Origin of the sequence: Exiguobacterium sp. s140 (assembly GCF_018617035.1) — a bacterium.
GTDB lineage: Bacteria > Bacillota > Bacilli > Exiguobacteriales > Exiguobacteriaceae > Exiguobacterium > Exiguobacterium profundum.
In genome coordinates this window covers 20439-35237 of the sequence record NZ_JACSJK010000004.1, presented here as the reverse complement: position 1 = coordinate 35237, position 14799 = coordinate 20439, and the positions used below count along the sequence as shown (strand labels likewise).

15 protein-coding genes are annotated in these 14799 nt (G+C 49.3%); all 15 read right to left on the bottom strand.

Features of this window, described 5'->3' with window-relative positions:
• Positions 1-5: 5 nt before the first annotated feature.
• The 15 genes from KNO61_RS13210 to KNO61_RS13140 all read right to left on the bottom strand — a co-directional run bounded on the left by KNO61_RS13210 (position 6) and on the right by KNO61_RS13140 (position 14710).
• Positions 6-797 carry an MBL fold metallo-hydrolase gene (locus KNO61_RS13210; RefSeq protein ID WP_015880241.1) on the bottom strand — a complete coding sequence of 264 codons (792 nt, stop codon included), beginning with the start codon at positions 795-797 and terminating at the stop codon, positions 6-8.
• Between the two features lie 13 nt (positions 798-810).
• Positions 811-1635, bottom strand: coding sequence for a two-component system regulatory protein YycI (locus KNO61_RS13205; protein ID WP_078145965.1), 825 nt, complete (start codon positions 1633-1635; stop codon positions 811-813).
• Positions 1622-3004, bottom strand: coding sequence for a two-component system activity regulator YycH (gene yycH / locus KNO61_RS13200; RefSeq protein ID WP_214684917.1), 1383 nt, complete (start codon positions 3002-3004; stop codon positions 1622-1624). The genes KNO61_RS13205 and yycH overlap by 14 nt, the downstream gene beginning before the upstream one ends.
• Positions 3004-4845, bottom strand: a complete 1842-nt coding sequence (gene walK, locus KNO61_RS13195) for a cell wall metabolism sensor histidine kinase WalK (RefSeq protein WP_214684916.1) — start codon at positions 4843-4845, stop codon at positions 3004-3006. Before walK ends, yycH begins: the two co-directional genes overlap by 1 nt.
• A gap of 3 nt (positions 4846-4848) precedes the next feature.
• A complete protein-coding gene (gene yycF, locus KNO61_RS13190; RefSeq protein ID WP_015880237.1) occupies positions 4849-5559 on the bottom strand; it encodes a response regulator YycF in 711 nt (236 codons plus the stop codon).
• A gap of 121 nt (positions 5560-5680) precedes the next feature.
• Positions 5681-6970 carry an adenylosuccinate synthase gene (locus tag KNO61_RS13185; RefSeq protein WP_214684914.1) on the bottom strand — a complete coding sequence of 430 codons (1290 nt, stop codon included), beginning with the start codon at positions 6968-6970 and terminating at the stop codon, positions 5681-5683.
• Between the two features lie 158 nt (positions 6971-7128).
• Positions 7129-8481: a replicative DNA helicase gene (gene dnaB, locus KNO61_RS13180; RefSeq protein ID WP_015880235.1), complete on the bottom strand. Its 1353-nt coding sequence runs from the start codon at positions 8479-8481 to the stop codon at positions 7129-7131.
• Between the two features lie 17 nt (positions 8482-8498).
• The gene (gene rplI, locus KNO61_RS13175; RefSeq protein ID WP_159563195.1) at positions 8499-8942 is read right to left on the bottom strand and encodes a 50S ribosomal protein L9; all 444 of its coding nucleotides are present in this window, start codon (positions 8940-8942) and stop codon (positions 8499-8501) included.
• The gene (locus KNO61_RS13170; protein WP_214873551.1) at positions 8939-10930 is read right to left on the bottom strand and encodes a DHH family phosphoesterase; all 1992 of its coding nucleotides are present in this window, start codon (positions 10928-10930) and stop codon (positions 8939-8941) included. Before KNO61_RS13170 ends, rplI begins: the two co-directional genes overlap by 4 nt.
• Positions 10931-11082: 152 nt before the next feature.
• Complete coding sequence (gene rpsR, locus KNO61_RS13165; RefSeq protein WP_015880232.1) at positions 11083-11313, bottom strand: 30S ribosomal protein S18; 231 nt, start codon at positions 11311-11313, stop codon at positions 11083-11085.
• 43 nt (positions 11314-11356) lie between these two features.
• A complete protein-coding gene (gene ssb / locus KNO61_RS13160) occupies positions 11357-11866 on the bottom strand; it encodes a single-stranded DNA-binding protein (protein WP_015880231.1) in 510 nt (169 codons plus the stop codon).
• Positions 11867-11903: 37 nt separating this feature from the next.
• Entirely contained in the window at positions 11904-12191 is a 288-nt protein-coding gene (gene rpsF, locus KNO61_RS13155; RefSeq protein WP_015880230.1) for a 30S ribosomal protein S6, read from the bottom strand.
• Between the two features lie 130 nt (positions 12192-12321).
• On the bottom strand, positions 12322-13422 hold the full coding sequence (gene ychF / locus KNO61_RS13150) for a redox-regulated ATPase YchF (RefSeq protein WP_031424089.1): 1101 nt from the start codon (positions 13420-13422) through the stop codon (positions 12322-12324).
• Positions 13423-13575: 153 nt separating this feature from the next.
• A complete protein-coding gene (locus tag KNO61_RS13145; protein ID WP_047795718.1) occupies positions 13576-13779 on the bottom strand; it encodes a DUF951 domain-containing protein in 204 nt (67 codons plus the stop codon).
• A complete protein-coding gene (locus KNO61_RS13140; RefSeq protein ID WP_214873549.1) occupies positions 13769-14710 on the bottom strand; it encodes a mechanosensitive ion channel family protein in 942 nt (313 codons plus the stop codon). Before KNO61_RS13140 ends, KNO61_RS13145 begins: the two co-directional genes overlap by 11 nt.
• Between the last annotated feature and the right edge of the window lie 89 nt (positions 14711-14799).

Here is a 14799-nt window from a genome sequence, read left to right as displayed (position 1 = left end):
TTTCCTTATAAAGAAACGAGTGAAGTGGGGATTGTCGGGTCCGTGTCGCACAATTTGATTCGACCTAAGTCGACGTCTCGCATGCCGAGTGTTTGTGAGACGCTCATCTGTGCGAGCTCTTTCATGTTGTTGTCTTTACTTAAATGGGCCAAATAGATCCGTTTCGTGCGGTCACCGATGACCTCACTCATCGCGATGGCTGCATCCTCGTTCGAGACGTGGCCATAGTCGCCGAGGATTCGTCGTTTGACACTCCATGGATAACGCCCCATCTGCAACATCGAGACGTCATGGTTCGACTCAAAGATGAAGTCGTCCGCTCCACGGATGATTCCTTTCATCCGGTCCGAGACATAACCCGTGTCGGTGATATGGGCCAATCGTTTCCCGTCATGGGCAAACTGATAAAACATCGGGTCTGCCGCATCATGGCTCACGTTGAACGTCTCGATTTCAATATCCCCGAACTGTTTCACATCTCCGACTTCGATTTGAAACTTCAAGGCAGGATCAATCTTTCCAATCAGTGATTCCATCGCCGCCCATGTCTTCGCATTCGCATAAATCGGTAAATTATACTTACGTGCTAATATCCCGACACCTTTAATATGGTCGGAGTGCTCATGGGTGACGAGCAGTGCGTCGATTCCGTCAAATGACCGACCGATGGCTTCGATGCGCTGTTGCATCGCTTTTCCAGTCAATCCGGCATCGACGAGCAGCTTCGTCCGTTCCGTCTCGATATAGAGGGCGTTTCCGGTCGACCCGCTCGCTAACACACTATACTGTAAAGTCACGCAATCACTCCTTTCATTCTTTCGTTTCAAACTCCACGTGCTCGACTGTTCCATCGATTGCATTGACGAAGTAGACTTGATCATCAATTCCGATCGACCAAAGCGGTGGCATGATGATCAAACTGCCAGAGCTGTCGAGCGGTAAACTGTAAAATCCGGTATTGATGGCCCGCATCTCCTGGTTCGGTTGGAAGTACTTCCGAGACGCGAGTTGTGAGATGGCTTCACTAGCCGTCAACACGAGGTCATCTTGCGTTTTTGAGGAGAGGTCTTTTAAATGACGCTGTTTATAATCCGTCACTTCGAACGACTCGTTCAACTGAATGAGGATGAGGGACGGACCGATGTACATTTCCGTGCCACCCTCGACTTCAGGTGCTGAAAAAATCTTGTTGTCCTCGAATGTTTGTACGAAAGCAACCTGTCTCGTTTTTTCATCGTAGCGCCAGTAGGCGTACTCGTTTCCAAACGGAACATATTCCGCCACAAACGTCGAAGCGGTCGTCCGCAAATCCTTCGCATCGAGCGGGACGGGTTGTTTCAACTCGACTTCGAGTTGCATATTGTCGAGCGTCGTCGCGAGCTGCGCCTCCCGATTTTTCGTGATCATTGCAGCTGACATCTCTTCAGATGAACCCGTCAAATAGCCGATATCTCGACCCATCCGTGGCAATTTTGCCGGATCGACGTTCCGCTGGTCTAAAATCTGCGTGATCGAGGTGTTGTCATTCGTCACGACTTCGGTCGCCCATGTTTCCGTCAGCAATTGAAACAACAGATAGATGTTCAAGGCGAGGAAGGCGAAGATTAAAATCGTTTTCGCTTTACTCCAATCCACGATACATCATCCTTTCTGTCCAATCGTCTCCTTGATTGTATGGGACCCAACGGCCCGCCTCACGCACGAACCAGTTCGGTGAAAACGTCACATAGCGGCTTGTGTCCTCGTTATATTCGATCTCATAACCGATTCGAATCTCGGTCACGTTCTCAAATCGTCCGGAGTTGATGAGCGTACCGAGTACCTCATCCGCCTCAGCCAACTGTGTCGTGCCGACTGTGATCAGGCGATCGATTTCCAAGTGGTTACGTGTGATTGACCGGACCTGGGCCCCGTCGTTTTCCACACGTAATGTGGATAAGTCGATGGCATCGTTGTTGATAAACGCCTCACGCTGACTGAAGACGGGATACCCTTTCACGTGAAAACGGAACACGGTCGTTTCAAATCCTTTATTGGCCGGTGTGATGGCATCGAATCGAAGGGACAGCCCTTGATTCTCAGACGCTTCATCGACCCATCCCCCGTGGAAGTTCACGAATTCCACAATGGAATCTAACCCGATTGCTGTATCACGCTCGGTGCTATTCCGAGACAGGTTTCGATAGCGACTGGCGTTCAGTTTCGCATCATATTCCGCCACACTGACACCGTTCGTCAACGCCCCGACCGAGCTTGCCGGGTCGACTTCTTGAACGTTCGGGTCACCTGGGAAGAACGTATCTCGCATCCAGTCGAGACGAGTGTCGATTTGAATCGACGACACGTCATACGCGAACAACTCATTCATCTCAGGTCCGACGACCGGGATATAATTCACGCGTTCATCCGTATACGTCACGCGCTTCATCGTTCGACTCGAGTTTTTTAAGAAAAGACTGTTCACATCGCCGTTTCCGACTTTCGTCAACTTCCCTTCCCAAATGGACTGGTCGCTCATGATGGCGCGGATGTTGAACGCACTGTCATCCATATAGATGAGGATTCGCTGTGGAATCTTCCCAGACAGACTATACGTTCCCGGAAGCATATAGCTGAGCGTGTCCGCATAGTAGGCCTCCGGTAAGATCAACTCCAGTCCCTCGTTGATATTCGTATAGAAACTCGGGACGTTTTTCACAGCGAGCGGCTTGAACTCACTCGCTTCAAACGAATCCCGAATGACACGCATCAGTTGCTTCGGTGTATTCTTTGAGGCGAACACAGCATTGTTGTCATGCACGACCGCTTGAACGGGAATGATGACCTGGTCCGCTCGACGCTGCAATGACTCGTCCACCGTCGTGAGTTGCGTTTCAGATTGGACGGCCTGATACGTGGGATGGTAGTCCCACAAGATGATGGTTTGAACAATCGAAGTGACGATTAACGTGAGCAAAATGAACGACTTCCACAGTTCCGGCTTTGCAATCGTAAACCGTTTCATCAATCATTCACCTCCACAATCGTATCGAACGGGATCGTGAAGTAAATCGTTGTACCTCTTCCAAATTCACTCTCTGCCCAGATGTCGCCACCGTGAGCAGATACAACTTCTTTGGCAATCGATAGACCGAGTCCTGTACCACCGATGTTACGCGCCCGCGCCTTATCGACACGATAGAAACGTTCGAAAATTTTCTTTAAGTTCGACTTCGGAATCCCGACCCCTTCATCCTTGATGCCGATGACGAGGCGTTTCGCCCGAAGCATCGTCCGGAACGTAATCGTCCCGCCTTCTGGTGAGAACTTGATGGCGTTCGTGATGATGTTGTCGATGACTTGAGTCATCTTATCTTGATCGGCATGCACGTAGACGCGACGCTTCATCAGTTTGCGACGGAATTGAATCGCATCCCCTTTCGTCATCTCATGACGGTCGATGATGTCGTTAAAGAACTGCACGAAGTCGAACTTCACTTTTTGCATCTTATATTCTTTACTGTCCATCTTCGAGAGCTGCAACAAGTCATTGACGAGGCGAATCATCCGCTCCGTCTCGTTTTGTGCCGTTTCTAAGAAACGTGGCGCCAATTCCTCATCCTGATAAGCACCTTCTGCAAGAACCTCCAAGTAACTACGCATCGTCGTGAGCGGCGTCCGCAATTCATGACTGACGTTCGCAACGAATTCACGGCGGTCCTGTTCGACCTGTTCTTGTTCCGTGACGTCATGCAGGACGACGATGAGACCTGTGATTGGTCCGCTATGTTTTTGAATCGGTGAGAAATAGGCACGAACGAGGAACAATTCTTCGTCCGTACTGAGGTCAATCAGTTTTGTCGGCATCGTGCCGTCTTCTGGAATGACGATTTCCTCTTCGAATGCGAGGAGACTTTGTAAGTTCGTCCCCATCGCCTCTTCTTCAGCGACTCCGATCATGTCGCGTGCCTGGTCGTTCATCAAGATGACCCGTAGCGAGCGGTCGGTCGCGACCACACCGTCGGACATGTTCTCAAGGACACTCGTCAAGCGGCGTCGTTCGGCTTCCGTCGTCGCGTTCGCCTCCATCAACTCGTCCGTCAATTCATTGAATGCGTAAGCGAGTTGACCGACCTCGTCATCCGAATACACTTTAACTTTTCGTGAGAAGTTCCCTTTCCGCATCTCGACGGCCTGCCTCCGCATATCGGCAATCGGTCGCGTGATGGTGCGCGATAAGAGAATTCCGAGGAACGAGGTGATGATAAGTGCGATCAACGTCCCTGTTGCGAGGATACGTGTCACTTGTTCCATCTGGTTGTAGATGGACTTCATCGATGCCTCGATATAGATCATCCCGGTCGTCGTACCGTCCACTTCCGACTTGATCGGAACGGCAACGACGCGCATTCGATCATTTGAATCTTCATAGACGAGCGTCTCTTGCGCCCCGCCTGTCGCGAATGACTTTTGAATGAACGTGCTCGCGGTCCGTTGTCCGACGAGACTTTGATTATTTTGGTTCGAGGTTGCCCGGACGACACTGTTCGTGTCGATGATTTGGACTTCTCGAATGTCGTCAGCTAGCGTCGTGCTCTCTGTAAATTCAGACAGCAGCTGATCCAGTAACTGGTTCAACTGCTGGTCCGTGGTCAAGTCACTCTCGTTCGCGGCAGTCCCCTCACTGATGTTATAGCTCAGTAGGTTCGCCCGGTCGACAAGTGACTGCGAGAAGTTGTTGATGTATTGCCGTTCCAAAGAACGCACAAAGTACACGCCGATGACTTGCATCGCAACGAGAATGAGCAGCGCATAGATGACGACGAGCTTCCACTGGATTGATTTAAAGAAGTTCGTCCGTTTCATCGTTTAATCTTCTTCTCCTGCCTTCAAATAATACCCGACGCCGCGACGCGTAATAATATACGTCGGAGTCGACGGGTTGTCCTCTACTTTTTCGCGAAGACGACGCACCGTAACGTCCACGGTACGCACATCACCGAAGTAATCATAGCCCCATACCGTTTGGAGCAAGTGCTCCCGCGTCATCACTTGCCCGATGTTTTGGGCGAGGTAATGAATCAATTCGAACTCGCGATGTGTCAATTCGATCTTCTCATCCCGTTTCGTCACCATGTACGAATCGGGATGAATCGTCAAGTCGCCGATCACGATATCGTTCGCGTTGGCTCCTTTTGCTTCTGGCGCCGGTGCTGTCGCATGACGTCGCATGTTCGCTTTGACACGGGCTAACAATTCACGTGAGCTGAACGGCTTTGTGACGTAATCGTCTGCGCCGAGCTCTAGTCCGAGTACTTTGTCGATCTCGGAATCTTTTGCCGTCAACATGATGATCGGCATATCGTATTTCTTCCGCACCTCACGGCATACTTCCATGCCGTCTTTGAGCGGAAGCATGATGTCGAGCAAGATGAGATCCGGTTGAATCTCTTCTACTTTGACGAGCGCTTCTTCGCCGTCATAGGCGACATGCACCTGGTAACCTTCTTTTTCAAGTTTAAACTTCAATATATCTGCGATTGGTTGTTCGTCATCTACCACTAAAATCGTACGATCCATTCAGTGAGTCCTCCTCTTATCATTAAACGTACATGCCTACATTGTAACTCTTTTTAAACCGCTTAGAAAGCGTGGTCCATTTCCGTGGAAATAGAAAAAGAGAGCCCGATGGCTCCCTTTCTTATGCTTCGTAAATATCACGCAAGATGACCGTCTGTTCACGAGCCGGTCCGACCGAGAAAGTCAACAACTCGATTCCTGTCAATTCCTCGATGCGACGCACGTAACGCTGTGCGTTCTCCGGAAGGTCTTCAAAGCGACGAACCCCTGTGATGTCTTCTGTCCAGCCAGGAAGCTCTTCGTATACCGGTACACACTTCTCAAGGACGCGGAAGTTCGGTGGATACTCGTCGAGATGCTTTCCTTCATACTCATATGAGGTACAAATCTTGAGCGTCTCAAGACCAGTCAATACATCGATGGAGTTGAGGCAAAGGTCTGTGATCCCGCTGACACGGCGTGAGTGACGGACGACGACCGAGTCGAACCAGCCGACGCGACGCGGACGACCTGTTGTCGTTCCATATTCTTTCCCGACTTCACGGATCGTGTGACCGATTTCGTCATCGAGTTGTGTCGGGAACGGACCGTCACCGACGCGTGACGTGTATGCTTTACAGACACCGACCACGTGATGAATCTTCGATGGTCCGATTCCAGCACCGCTCGATACACCACCTGACGCTGCGTTCGACGATGTGACGAACGGATACGTTCCATGGTCGATATCGAGAAGGACCCCTTGTGCGCCTTCAAAGAGAACTTTTTTCTCTTCGTCGAGCGCATCGTTCAATACGACCGATGTATCGCACACGTATTTCGCAAACTGTTGACCATACGCGTAGTATTCTTCAAAGATGTCGTCGAACTCGATTGGATCGACTTCATACATTTTCACGAACATGCGGTTTTTTAGTTCAAGCACGGTCTTTAGCTTCTCCGCGAACACTTCTTTGTCGAGAAGGTCGGCGATGCGAATCCCGATACGTGCCGCCTTATCCATGTATGCTGGGCCGATTCCTTTTAGTGTCGTCCCGACTTTCGCGTCACCTTTCGCCTCTTCTTCGAGACGATCTTGGAGCTGGTGGTACGGCAAGATGATATGCGCGCGGTTCGAGATTCGAAGGTTATCCGTGCTCACACCACGTTCATGTAAGTAAGCGAGTTCTGTCACGAGTGATTTCGGGTTGACGACCATCCCGTTCCCGATGACACACGTCTTATCCGAATAGAAAATCCCAGACGGAATGAGGTGAAGTTTATATTTCGTATCATTGAAGACGATCGTGTGACCAGCGTTGTCTCCCCCTTGATAACGCGCGACGACTTCGGCTTGTTTCGATAAGAAATCGGTGATCTTCCCTTTCCCTTCATCGCCCCACTGCGTTCCCACTACGACTACTGATGACATAATGAATCCTCCTTATTAATCAACGTTCTGTTCAAACCATCCGTAAGTGTACACTTGAAAAGCAAGAAAGTCAATTGAATACCGAACGTTTTATATAAGATGTAACTATTCGTTCGTTATTTTAATCAAACCCTATATAAAAAAAGACACCACCGACGTTACATCGGTGGTGCGAAGGCTTGCGTCTCCATATTGACGAACTTGTTGTACTCTTTCCGGAAAGAGAGCTTGACCGTACCGGTCGGACCGTTACGTTGTTTCGCAATGATGATTTCAATCGTATTGGCGTCCTCACTCTCTTTATCGTAATAGTCATCACGATAGAGGAAGGCGACGATATCGGCATCCTGCTCGATTGCTCCGGATTCACGGATATCCGACATCATCGGTCGCTTGTCTTGACGACTCTCTACGCCACGTGAGAGCTGAGACAAGGCGATGACCGGTACTTGAAGTTCCCGTGCAATCGCTTTGAGCGTACGTGAGATTTCCGATACTTCCTGTTGGCGGTTCTCGCCCGGTTTCCCGTTCCCGACGATGAGCTGTAAGTAGTCAATCATGATCATCCCGAGACCGTGTTCCTGCTTCAATCGGCGACATTTGGCCCGGATTTCGTTGACCCGAAGACCCGGCGTATCGTCGATATAGATGCCCGCTTGGGAGAGCGACGACATCGCAAGGGAGAGACGACCCCAGTCTTCCGCTTCAAGACGACCGGTCCGGAGGCGCTGGGCATCGATGTTCCCTTCCGCACACAACATACGCATGACGAGTTGCTCGGCACCCATCTCCAAACTGAAGATGGCGACGTTCTCACCCGTACGGACCGCGACGTTCTGCGAGATATTCAAGGCAAACGCGGTCTTCCCGACAGATGGACGGGCGGCCACGATAATCAAATCGTTTCGTTGGAAACCGGCCGTCATCTTATCCAAATCCGTGAAGCCGGTCGCAATCCCGGTGATTTCACCGCTCGACTGATGCAGCTTTTCAATCGTCGAGTACGCATCGGATAAGACAGAACCAATCGGGTGGAAGCTCGATTGCCCTTTTCGCTGCGATACTTTTAGAATGTTCCGCTCCGCGTCCGAGAGGACAGAATCTACCTCATCTTGACGCTCATAACCATCTGAAACGATGTTCGTCGCAGTACGAATCAGGCGACGGAGTGCCGCCTTTTGGTCGACGACGTTCAAGTAATAGCCGATGTTCCCGATGGCAGGAACGGATTCCGCGACCTCCGCCAAATAGTTGAGACCCCCGATTTCGTCTAAAATCCCTTGCGCCTGTAACTCGGAACTGAGCGTGACCAAGTCGACGAGCTCGCCTCGGTCATTGATCTTTAGCATCGCTTCAAAGATGCGTTGGTGGCTGACACGATAAAAGTCGTCCGGGTCGACACGCTCTGAGGCCGTAATCAACCGATCCGAATCGAGGATGATTGCCCCTAAGACGGCTTGCTCCGCTTCCACGCTATGCGGTGGTGTATTGACTTGAATCGCATCACTCATCCGTCTCTACCTCACCTTCAAGCTTCTTGTACATGTACATTCAACGTCGCGACGACGTCATGGTGCAACTTCACTGGCACTTTCGTGAAACCGAGCGCCTTGATCGGATGCTCGAGTTCAATTTTACGCTTATCGATTTTGTAGCCCATCGATTTAAGGGCATCCGCGATTTGCTTGCTCGTGACCGAACCGAACACGCGACCGCCTTCACCGGCTTTCGTCGTGACGGCAATTGTCTCTTTTTCAAGCTTTTCTTTTAGTTGTTTTGCTTCGTTCAACTCTTCTTCTGCTGCTTCTTCGGCACGACGTTCTTTAGCCGCAAATGCTTTCAGGTTTCCTGGTGTCGCTTCCACTGCTAAGTTCTTCTTGAACAAGACGTTTTTAGCGTAAGCATCGGCCACGTTTTTCACTTCTCCAGCTTTCCCTTGTCCTTTTACATCTACTTTCAAAATGACTTTCATTCTAATTCCTCTCCTTCAGTTTCATCTGTTAAATAATGATCGATTGCCTCTTTCAACATGACGTTCGCTTGTTCGCGACTCACTTCAAGTTGCGTCGCTGCATTCGTCAAATGGCCACCGCCATCGAGCATTTCCATGATGACCTGGACGTTGACGTCACCTAGCGACCGCGCGCTGATTCCCGTACGTCCGTCCGGTAAGACGGCGATGACAAACGAGGCTTTGACGCCTTCCATATTCAGCAACTGGTCTGCAGACTGAGCGATCAATACTTGATGGTGTGCCTCGTCGTCAGGAGCGACCGCAATCGCCATGCCATCTGCATACATTTCGGTGTTTCTCAAAATCTGGGACTGCTCGATATAAGCATCGAGGTCTTGTCTCATGAAGTGCTGTACGAGAACCGTGTCAGCACCTTGAATCCGTAAGAAGGATGCCGCATCAAACGTACGGGATCCCGTACGGAGCGTAAATCCTTTCGTATCGACCATGATCCCCGCGAGAAGTGATGTCGCCTCTAAAATCGAGAGCTTTCGACTTCCCGCTTGATACTCAATCAATTCCGTGACGAGCTCACTCGTTGATGATGCGTAAGGCTCCATATACACGAGAACCGGATCTTCGATAAACTCTTCCCCGCGACGATGGTGGTCGATGACGACGACCCGCTCCGACCGATCCAAAATGTCTTTTGAAATGACGAGGGATGGACGGTGTGTATCGACGACAACGAGTAATGTCTGTTCATCAATGAGTGGCTGCGCCTCATACTCGGTCAAGAATTGGCTGTATAACGAGTCATCGTTCTCTACTTCATGGACGAGCCGCTGAATGCCGACACTCGTCTCACCGGATGGAATGACGACATACGCCTCGCGTCCGACAAACTCGGCCAATTTCATGACACCGATGGAAGCCCCGAGCGAGTCCATATCTGGATTCTTATGTCCCATCACAAGGACTCGGCTCGATTCCCGAATGAGGTCACGCATCGAGTTCGAGATGACACGTGCCCGGACACGCGTTCGCTTCTCAGTCGGATTTGTCTTCCCACCGAAGAAACGAACTTTCCCATTATGACGCTTAACGACTGCCTGGTCACCACCACGGCCAAGTCCTAAATCTAGACTCGACTGAGAGAGATTACCGAGCTCCGTCAATGTCGTTTCACCGCACCCAATCCCGATTGATAACGTCAACGGGATTCGTTGTTCCTTCGTCGCATCACGCACTTCATCTAAGATCGAAAAGCGGTTGTTTTCAAGTTCAGATAGCGTCCGTTCATTCATGACGAGGAAAAAGCGGTCCGCAGCTGTACGACGCATGTAGATATGATGCCGCTGCGCCCATTGATTGAGGAGCACCGTCACCCGACGATTGACTTCACTACGGACCTGTTCATCCACCGCAGTCGACATCTCGTCATAGTTATCTAAATACAAAATACCGATAACCGTCTGCGTTTGAACATACTTTTGTTCCATCTCCGCTTCTTCGGTCATATCAAATAAATAGAGGGTTTGATGGATTTGATTGTAATAAACACGATAGACACGGTCACCCACTTCAATCGTGGCTTCATCCTCTTCTTCTTCAATCAATTCATCGAAGGCGGAATGGAGCGCATCAAGCGGTATTCCAATCGCCATATCGAGTTCGAAAATCAATCGTGATTGTTCGTTATACCAACTGATCCGTCGGTCCTGGTCAAAGACTAAAATCCCAATCGGCATCGTCGTCAATGCTTCTTTTCCGACCTCTTCGATTTGATGAGAGAGAGAGAGGACATACTGTTCCCAATTTTTACGCTCCCGTCGCATCGTCACTTGCTGATAGATGAAAAAAATCAGCGTGCCCATAAACAGGGTGATTGCCGCCACAATGTTGTAGAACGCCAATCCTAACGAGACAAGGAATCCAATCACGTATGGAATCATGTGCCGCGCGTATTGGTTCTTCACGGATGTTAATGCTTCACCACTGTGCATGTATGCCTCCTAAAATGAGTAATGTTCACCCATGGAATCGTAAAGGTTTCTGCTCTATCATACCATATTCGTCGGTTTCACTTACACACTTACAGACGAGATGAAATACAAAAAAACGACTTATCCAAGAGGATAAGCCGTTCGTCAAACAATTACTCTGCAACATATGGAAGCAAAGCCATTTGACGTGAGCGCTTGATAGCGACAGTAAGTGGACGTTGGTATTTCGCTGAAGTACCAGTCACACGACGTGGAAGAATTTTACCACGCTCCGAAACGAAGCGTTTGAGCAATTCTACGTCTTTATAATCGATATGAGTGATGTTGTTCGACGTAAAGAAACATACTTTACGACGACGACGACCTCCTGGACGACGTGCCATGTGAAGACCTCCTTTATAGGTTAGTTTTTATTGTCCATGATGATTAGAATGGCAAATCATCATCTGACAAGTCGATTTTGCCGCCACCCGAGAACGGATCTGCGTCAAAACCTTTATTCGAATTCGAGGACTGAGATGAAGTCGAAGCGGCTCCTGCGCCCCATCCTGATCCACTTGATTCACCACCACCGAAGACATCTCCAGATGGTGCTTGCTCACGTTGCCCTGAGGCTCCGCGTGGTTCAAGGAAGCGTACGCTGTCTGCGACTACTTCTGCCCGGTAACGACGTTGGCCATCTTGTCCTTCGTAACTACTGATTTGAAGGCGACCGTCAACGCCGGCCATGCTGCCCTTTTTCAAGTATTGTGCTACGTTCTCTGCTTGTTTGCGCCAAACGACACAATCAATAAAGTCCGTCTCGCGCTTCCCATCTTGTCCAGCGAATGGACGATCGCAAGCGAGAGTAAGGCGTGTTACGGCGATTCCGCTCTGCGTATAACGCATTTCGGGATCGCGAGTCAATCGACCAACTAACACAACTCGGTTAATCATCTCCAAGCTCCCCTTTCACGATACGAAACGTTAAGGATTAACGCTCGTCTTTTGTTGTCATTTGACGGACAACGTCGTCAGAGATCTTCATGAGACGCTCTGTTTCTAAGATCGCTTTAGGTTCAGCAACGATGTTAAGAAGAACGTAGTGTCCTTCGCGCATCTTGTTGATTTCATAAGCGAAACGACGTTTACCCATGTCTGTTGTTTTTTCAACAGTACCACCGTTTTCAGTGATGACGTTGTTGAAGCGCTCGATTAAAGCTTTCTTCGCTTCCTCATCAACTGATGGACGGATAATGTAAAGAAGTTCGTATTTACGCATTATCTTTCACCTCCTCTTGGACTAACGGCCCCTACCGGTTGTAGGAGCAAGGAGCAAACAATTGTTTTACTCACGTCATAATATACTATCAAACTTCCTTGACTTTTACAATACGTTTCCGTAAATCAACTTATACGTTGAAGCGGAACGTGACAACGTCGCCATCTTGGAAGACGTATTCTTTTCCTTCTGAACGAAGTTTTCCTTGTTCTTTCACCGTCGTCATGTTTCCTGCTGCTGAAAGGTCGTCATATGACACGACCTCGGCACGGATAAATCCACGTTCGAAGTCAGAGTGGATGACACCAGCACATTGTGGGGCTTTCATCCCTTGTTTGAACGTCCATGCACGAACTTCCTTCTCACCTGCCGTGAAGTATGTCGCAAGACCAAGTGTCGAGTAAGCCGCACGGATCAACTGATCAAGTCCTGACTCTTCGATTCCGAGATCTTGTAAGAACTCAAGGCGTTCTTCCGGTTCGAGTTCTGAAATTTCTTCTTCGATTCGTGCACAGATGACGATGACTTTCGACCCTTCTGTTGCTGCGTGATCACGGACTGCTTGTACAAACTCGTTCGAATCGGCATCTGCCACTTCATCCTCACTCACGTTCGCCACGTAAAGCATCGGCTTCATCGTAAGCAATTGGAAGTGTTTGACGATCGCGAGTTGGTCTTCTGATAATTCAGCGACACGTGCAGGACGCTCTGACTCGAGCACATCTCGTACGATTTCAAGTGCTTCGAGTTCTTGTACCGCACCTTTATCTTTTGCCTTCACCATTTTTTGAACACGTGCGATTCGTTTATCGACTTGCTCAAGGTCAGCTAAGATCAATTCAAGATTGATAGTCGTGATGTCATCGATTGGTGAAACACGACCTGCGACGTGCGTGATGTTCTCGTCTTCAAAACAACGGACGACTTGGCAAATCGCATCGACTTCGCGAATGTTCGCCAAGAACTTGTTTCCGAGACCTTCCCCTTTTGATGCACCTTTCACGATTCCAGCGATATCTGTAAACTCAAATGCTGTTGGTACGGTCTTTTTCGGTTTGACGAGTTCTGTCAATCGATCAAGACGCGCATCCGGTACTTCTACGACGCCGACGTTCGGGTCGATCGTCGCGAACGGATAGTTGGCCGCCTCGACTCCTGCTTGTGTAATCGCATTAAACAATGTCGATTTCCCGACGTTTGGCAATCCGACAATTCCTGCTGTTAATCCCACTAGTAGTTCCTCCTCATCCGGTGTTTCCCGGGAAATGTTAAGCCGTCTGTGGAGTGGGTACATTCAGTACACCACACCGTCACATCCTTCACAATTATAGATAGTCCACGATTAAACCGCAACTCACGTTCATAACCTAAAGAAAAACGCCGCTTATTCGGCGGCGTTCCCTTGTTCAAGCACTTTCTTGAATCGCTTATCAAAATCACGGCGTTGCATGAGCACACTGGCTCCGCAGCCTTGGCACTTGATCCGAATGTCCATCCCGACACGCGTGATTTGCCAGCGGTTCGTTTTGCAGGCATGTGGTTTTTTCATTTCCACAATATCGTTCAATGCATAGGTTTTACTTTGCATTTTCTGCTTCTCCTCCTTTAGGAGCCGAGTTCGGTGGCATCATGACCGTACGTGGGTATGGAATTTCAATCCCCCGCTCGTCAAGTCCAACCTTTAACTCTTTATGCAAAATTCGACCAGCTGCGAAGTGCTGAGTCGGCGGGACTTCCGCCATTAATCGGTACACCACTTCCGATGGTCCGAGCGACTGCACTCCAGCCAAGTCGATTGGCTTGATGAACAAGTCGTGATAGCGTGCTTCGACCGTTTTCGCAATTTCCTTGAGCGCTTGCTCTACTTTTGACATATCTTCTTCGTACGCAACCCCAATATCGACAACAGCGACGCTGTTTTCAAGCGAGTAGTTCGTCACTTGTAAGATTTGTCCGTTCGGAATAATCGTCACTTGTCCGTTTAATCCTTTTAACTTCGTCGTCCGGATTCCGACCTCGATGACCGTCCCGTCGACTTGTTGGTTCAATTTGACGTAATCCCCGTTCTTGTATTGGTTTTCAAAGATGATGAACGCCCCTGTGATGACGTCTTTCACCAAACTTTGTGCCCCGAATGAAATCGCAAGACCCGCGACCCCGGCTGATGCAATCAATCCGGCGATATTCACACCGAATTGTCCGAGCACCGTCAAGACCATAATCAACCCGATCACATAGCGGATTGTGTTTTGGGCTAATTTTAATAACGTTTCATTCTGTCGTTGGGCGACGATATCATGTTCTTTTATTTTGCGGAGCGTAAACACGCGCTCGACCATCGTCGTCAAAATGCGTGTTGCGATATATAAACCAAGGATGATGAGCGCCACACCGGCGAGCTTGATCCCTAAACCAATCCACATGTCTGTATCTTTAAAGTACTCGACGAATCGGTTCACGCTGTCGATTGTCTCATCGGCAACCGTATTTAAATCTTTTTCTGTATTTTGCGAAGCCATCTTTTCACCTCAAAGTCGTAGATTCTAAATTATCAAAACATATTTCACGACTTTTCTCAAACACTGCATTCGGAAGTTAGAAGTTTTCC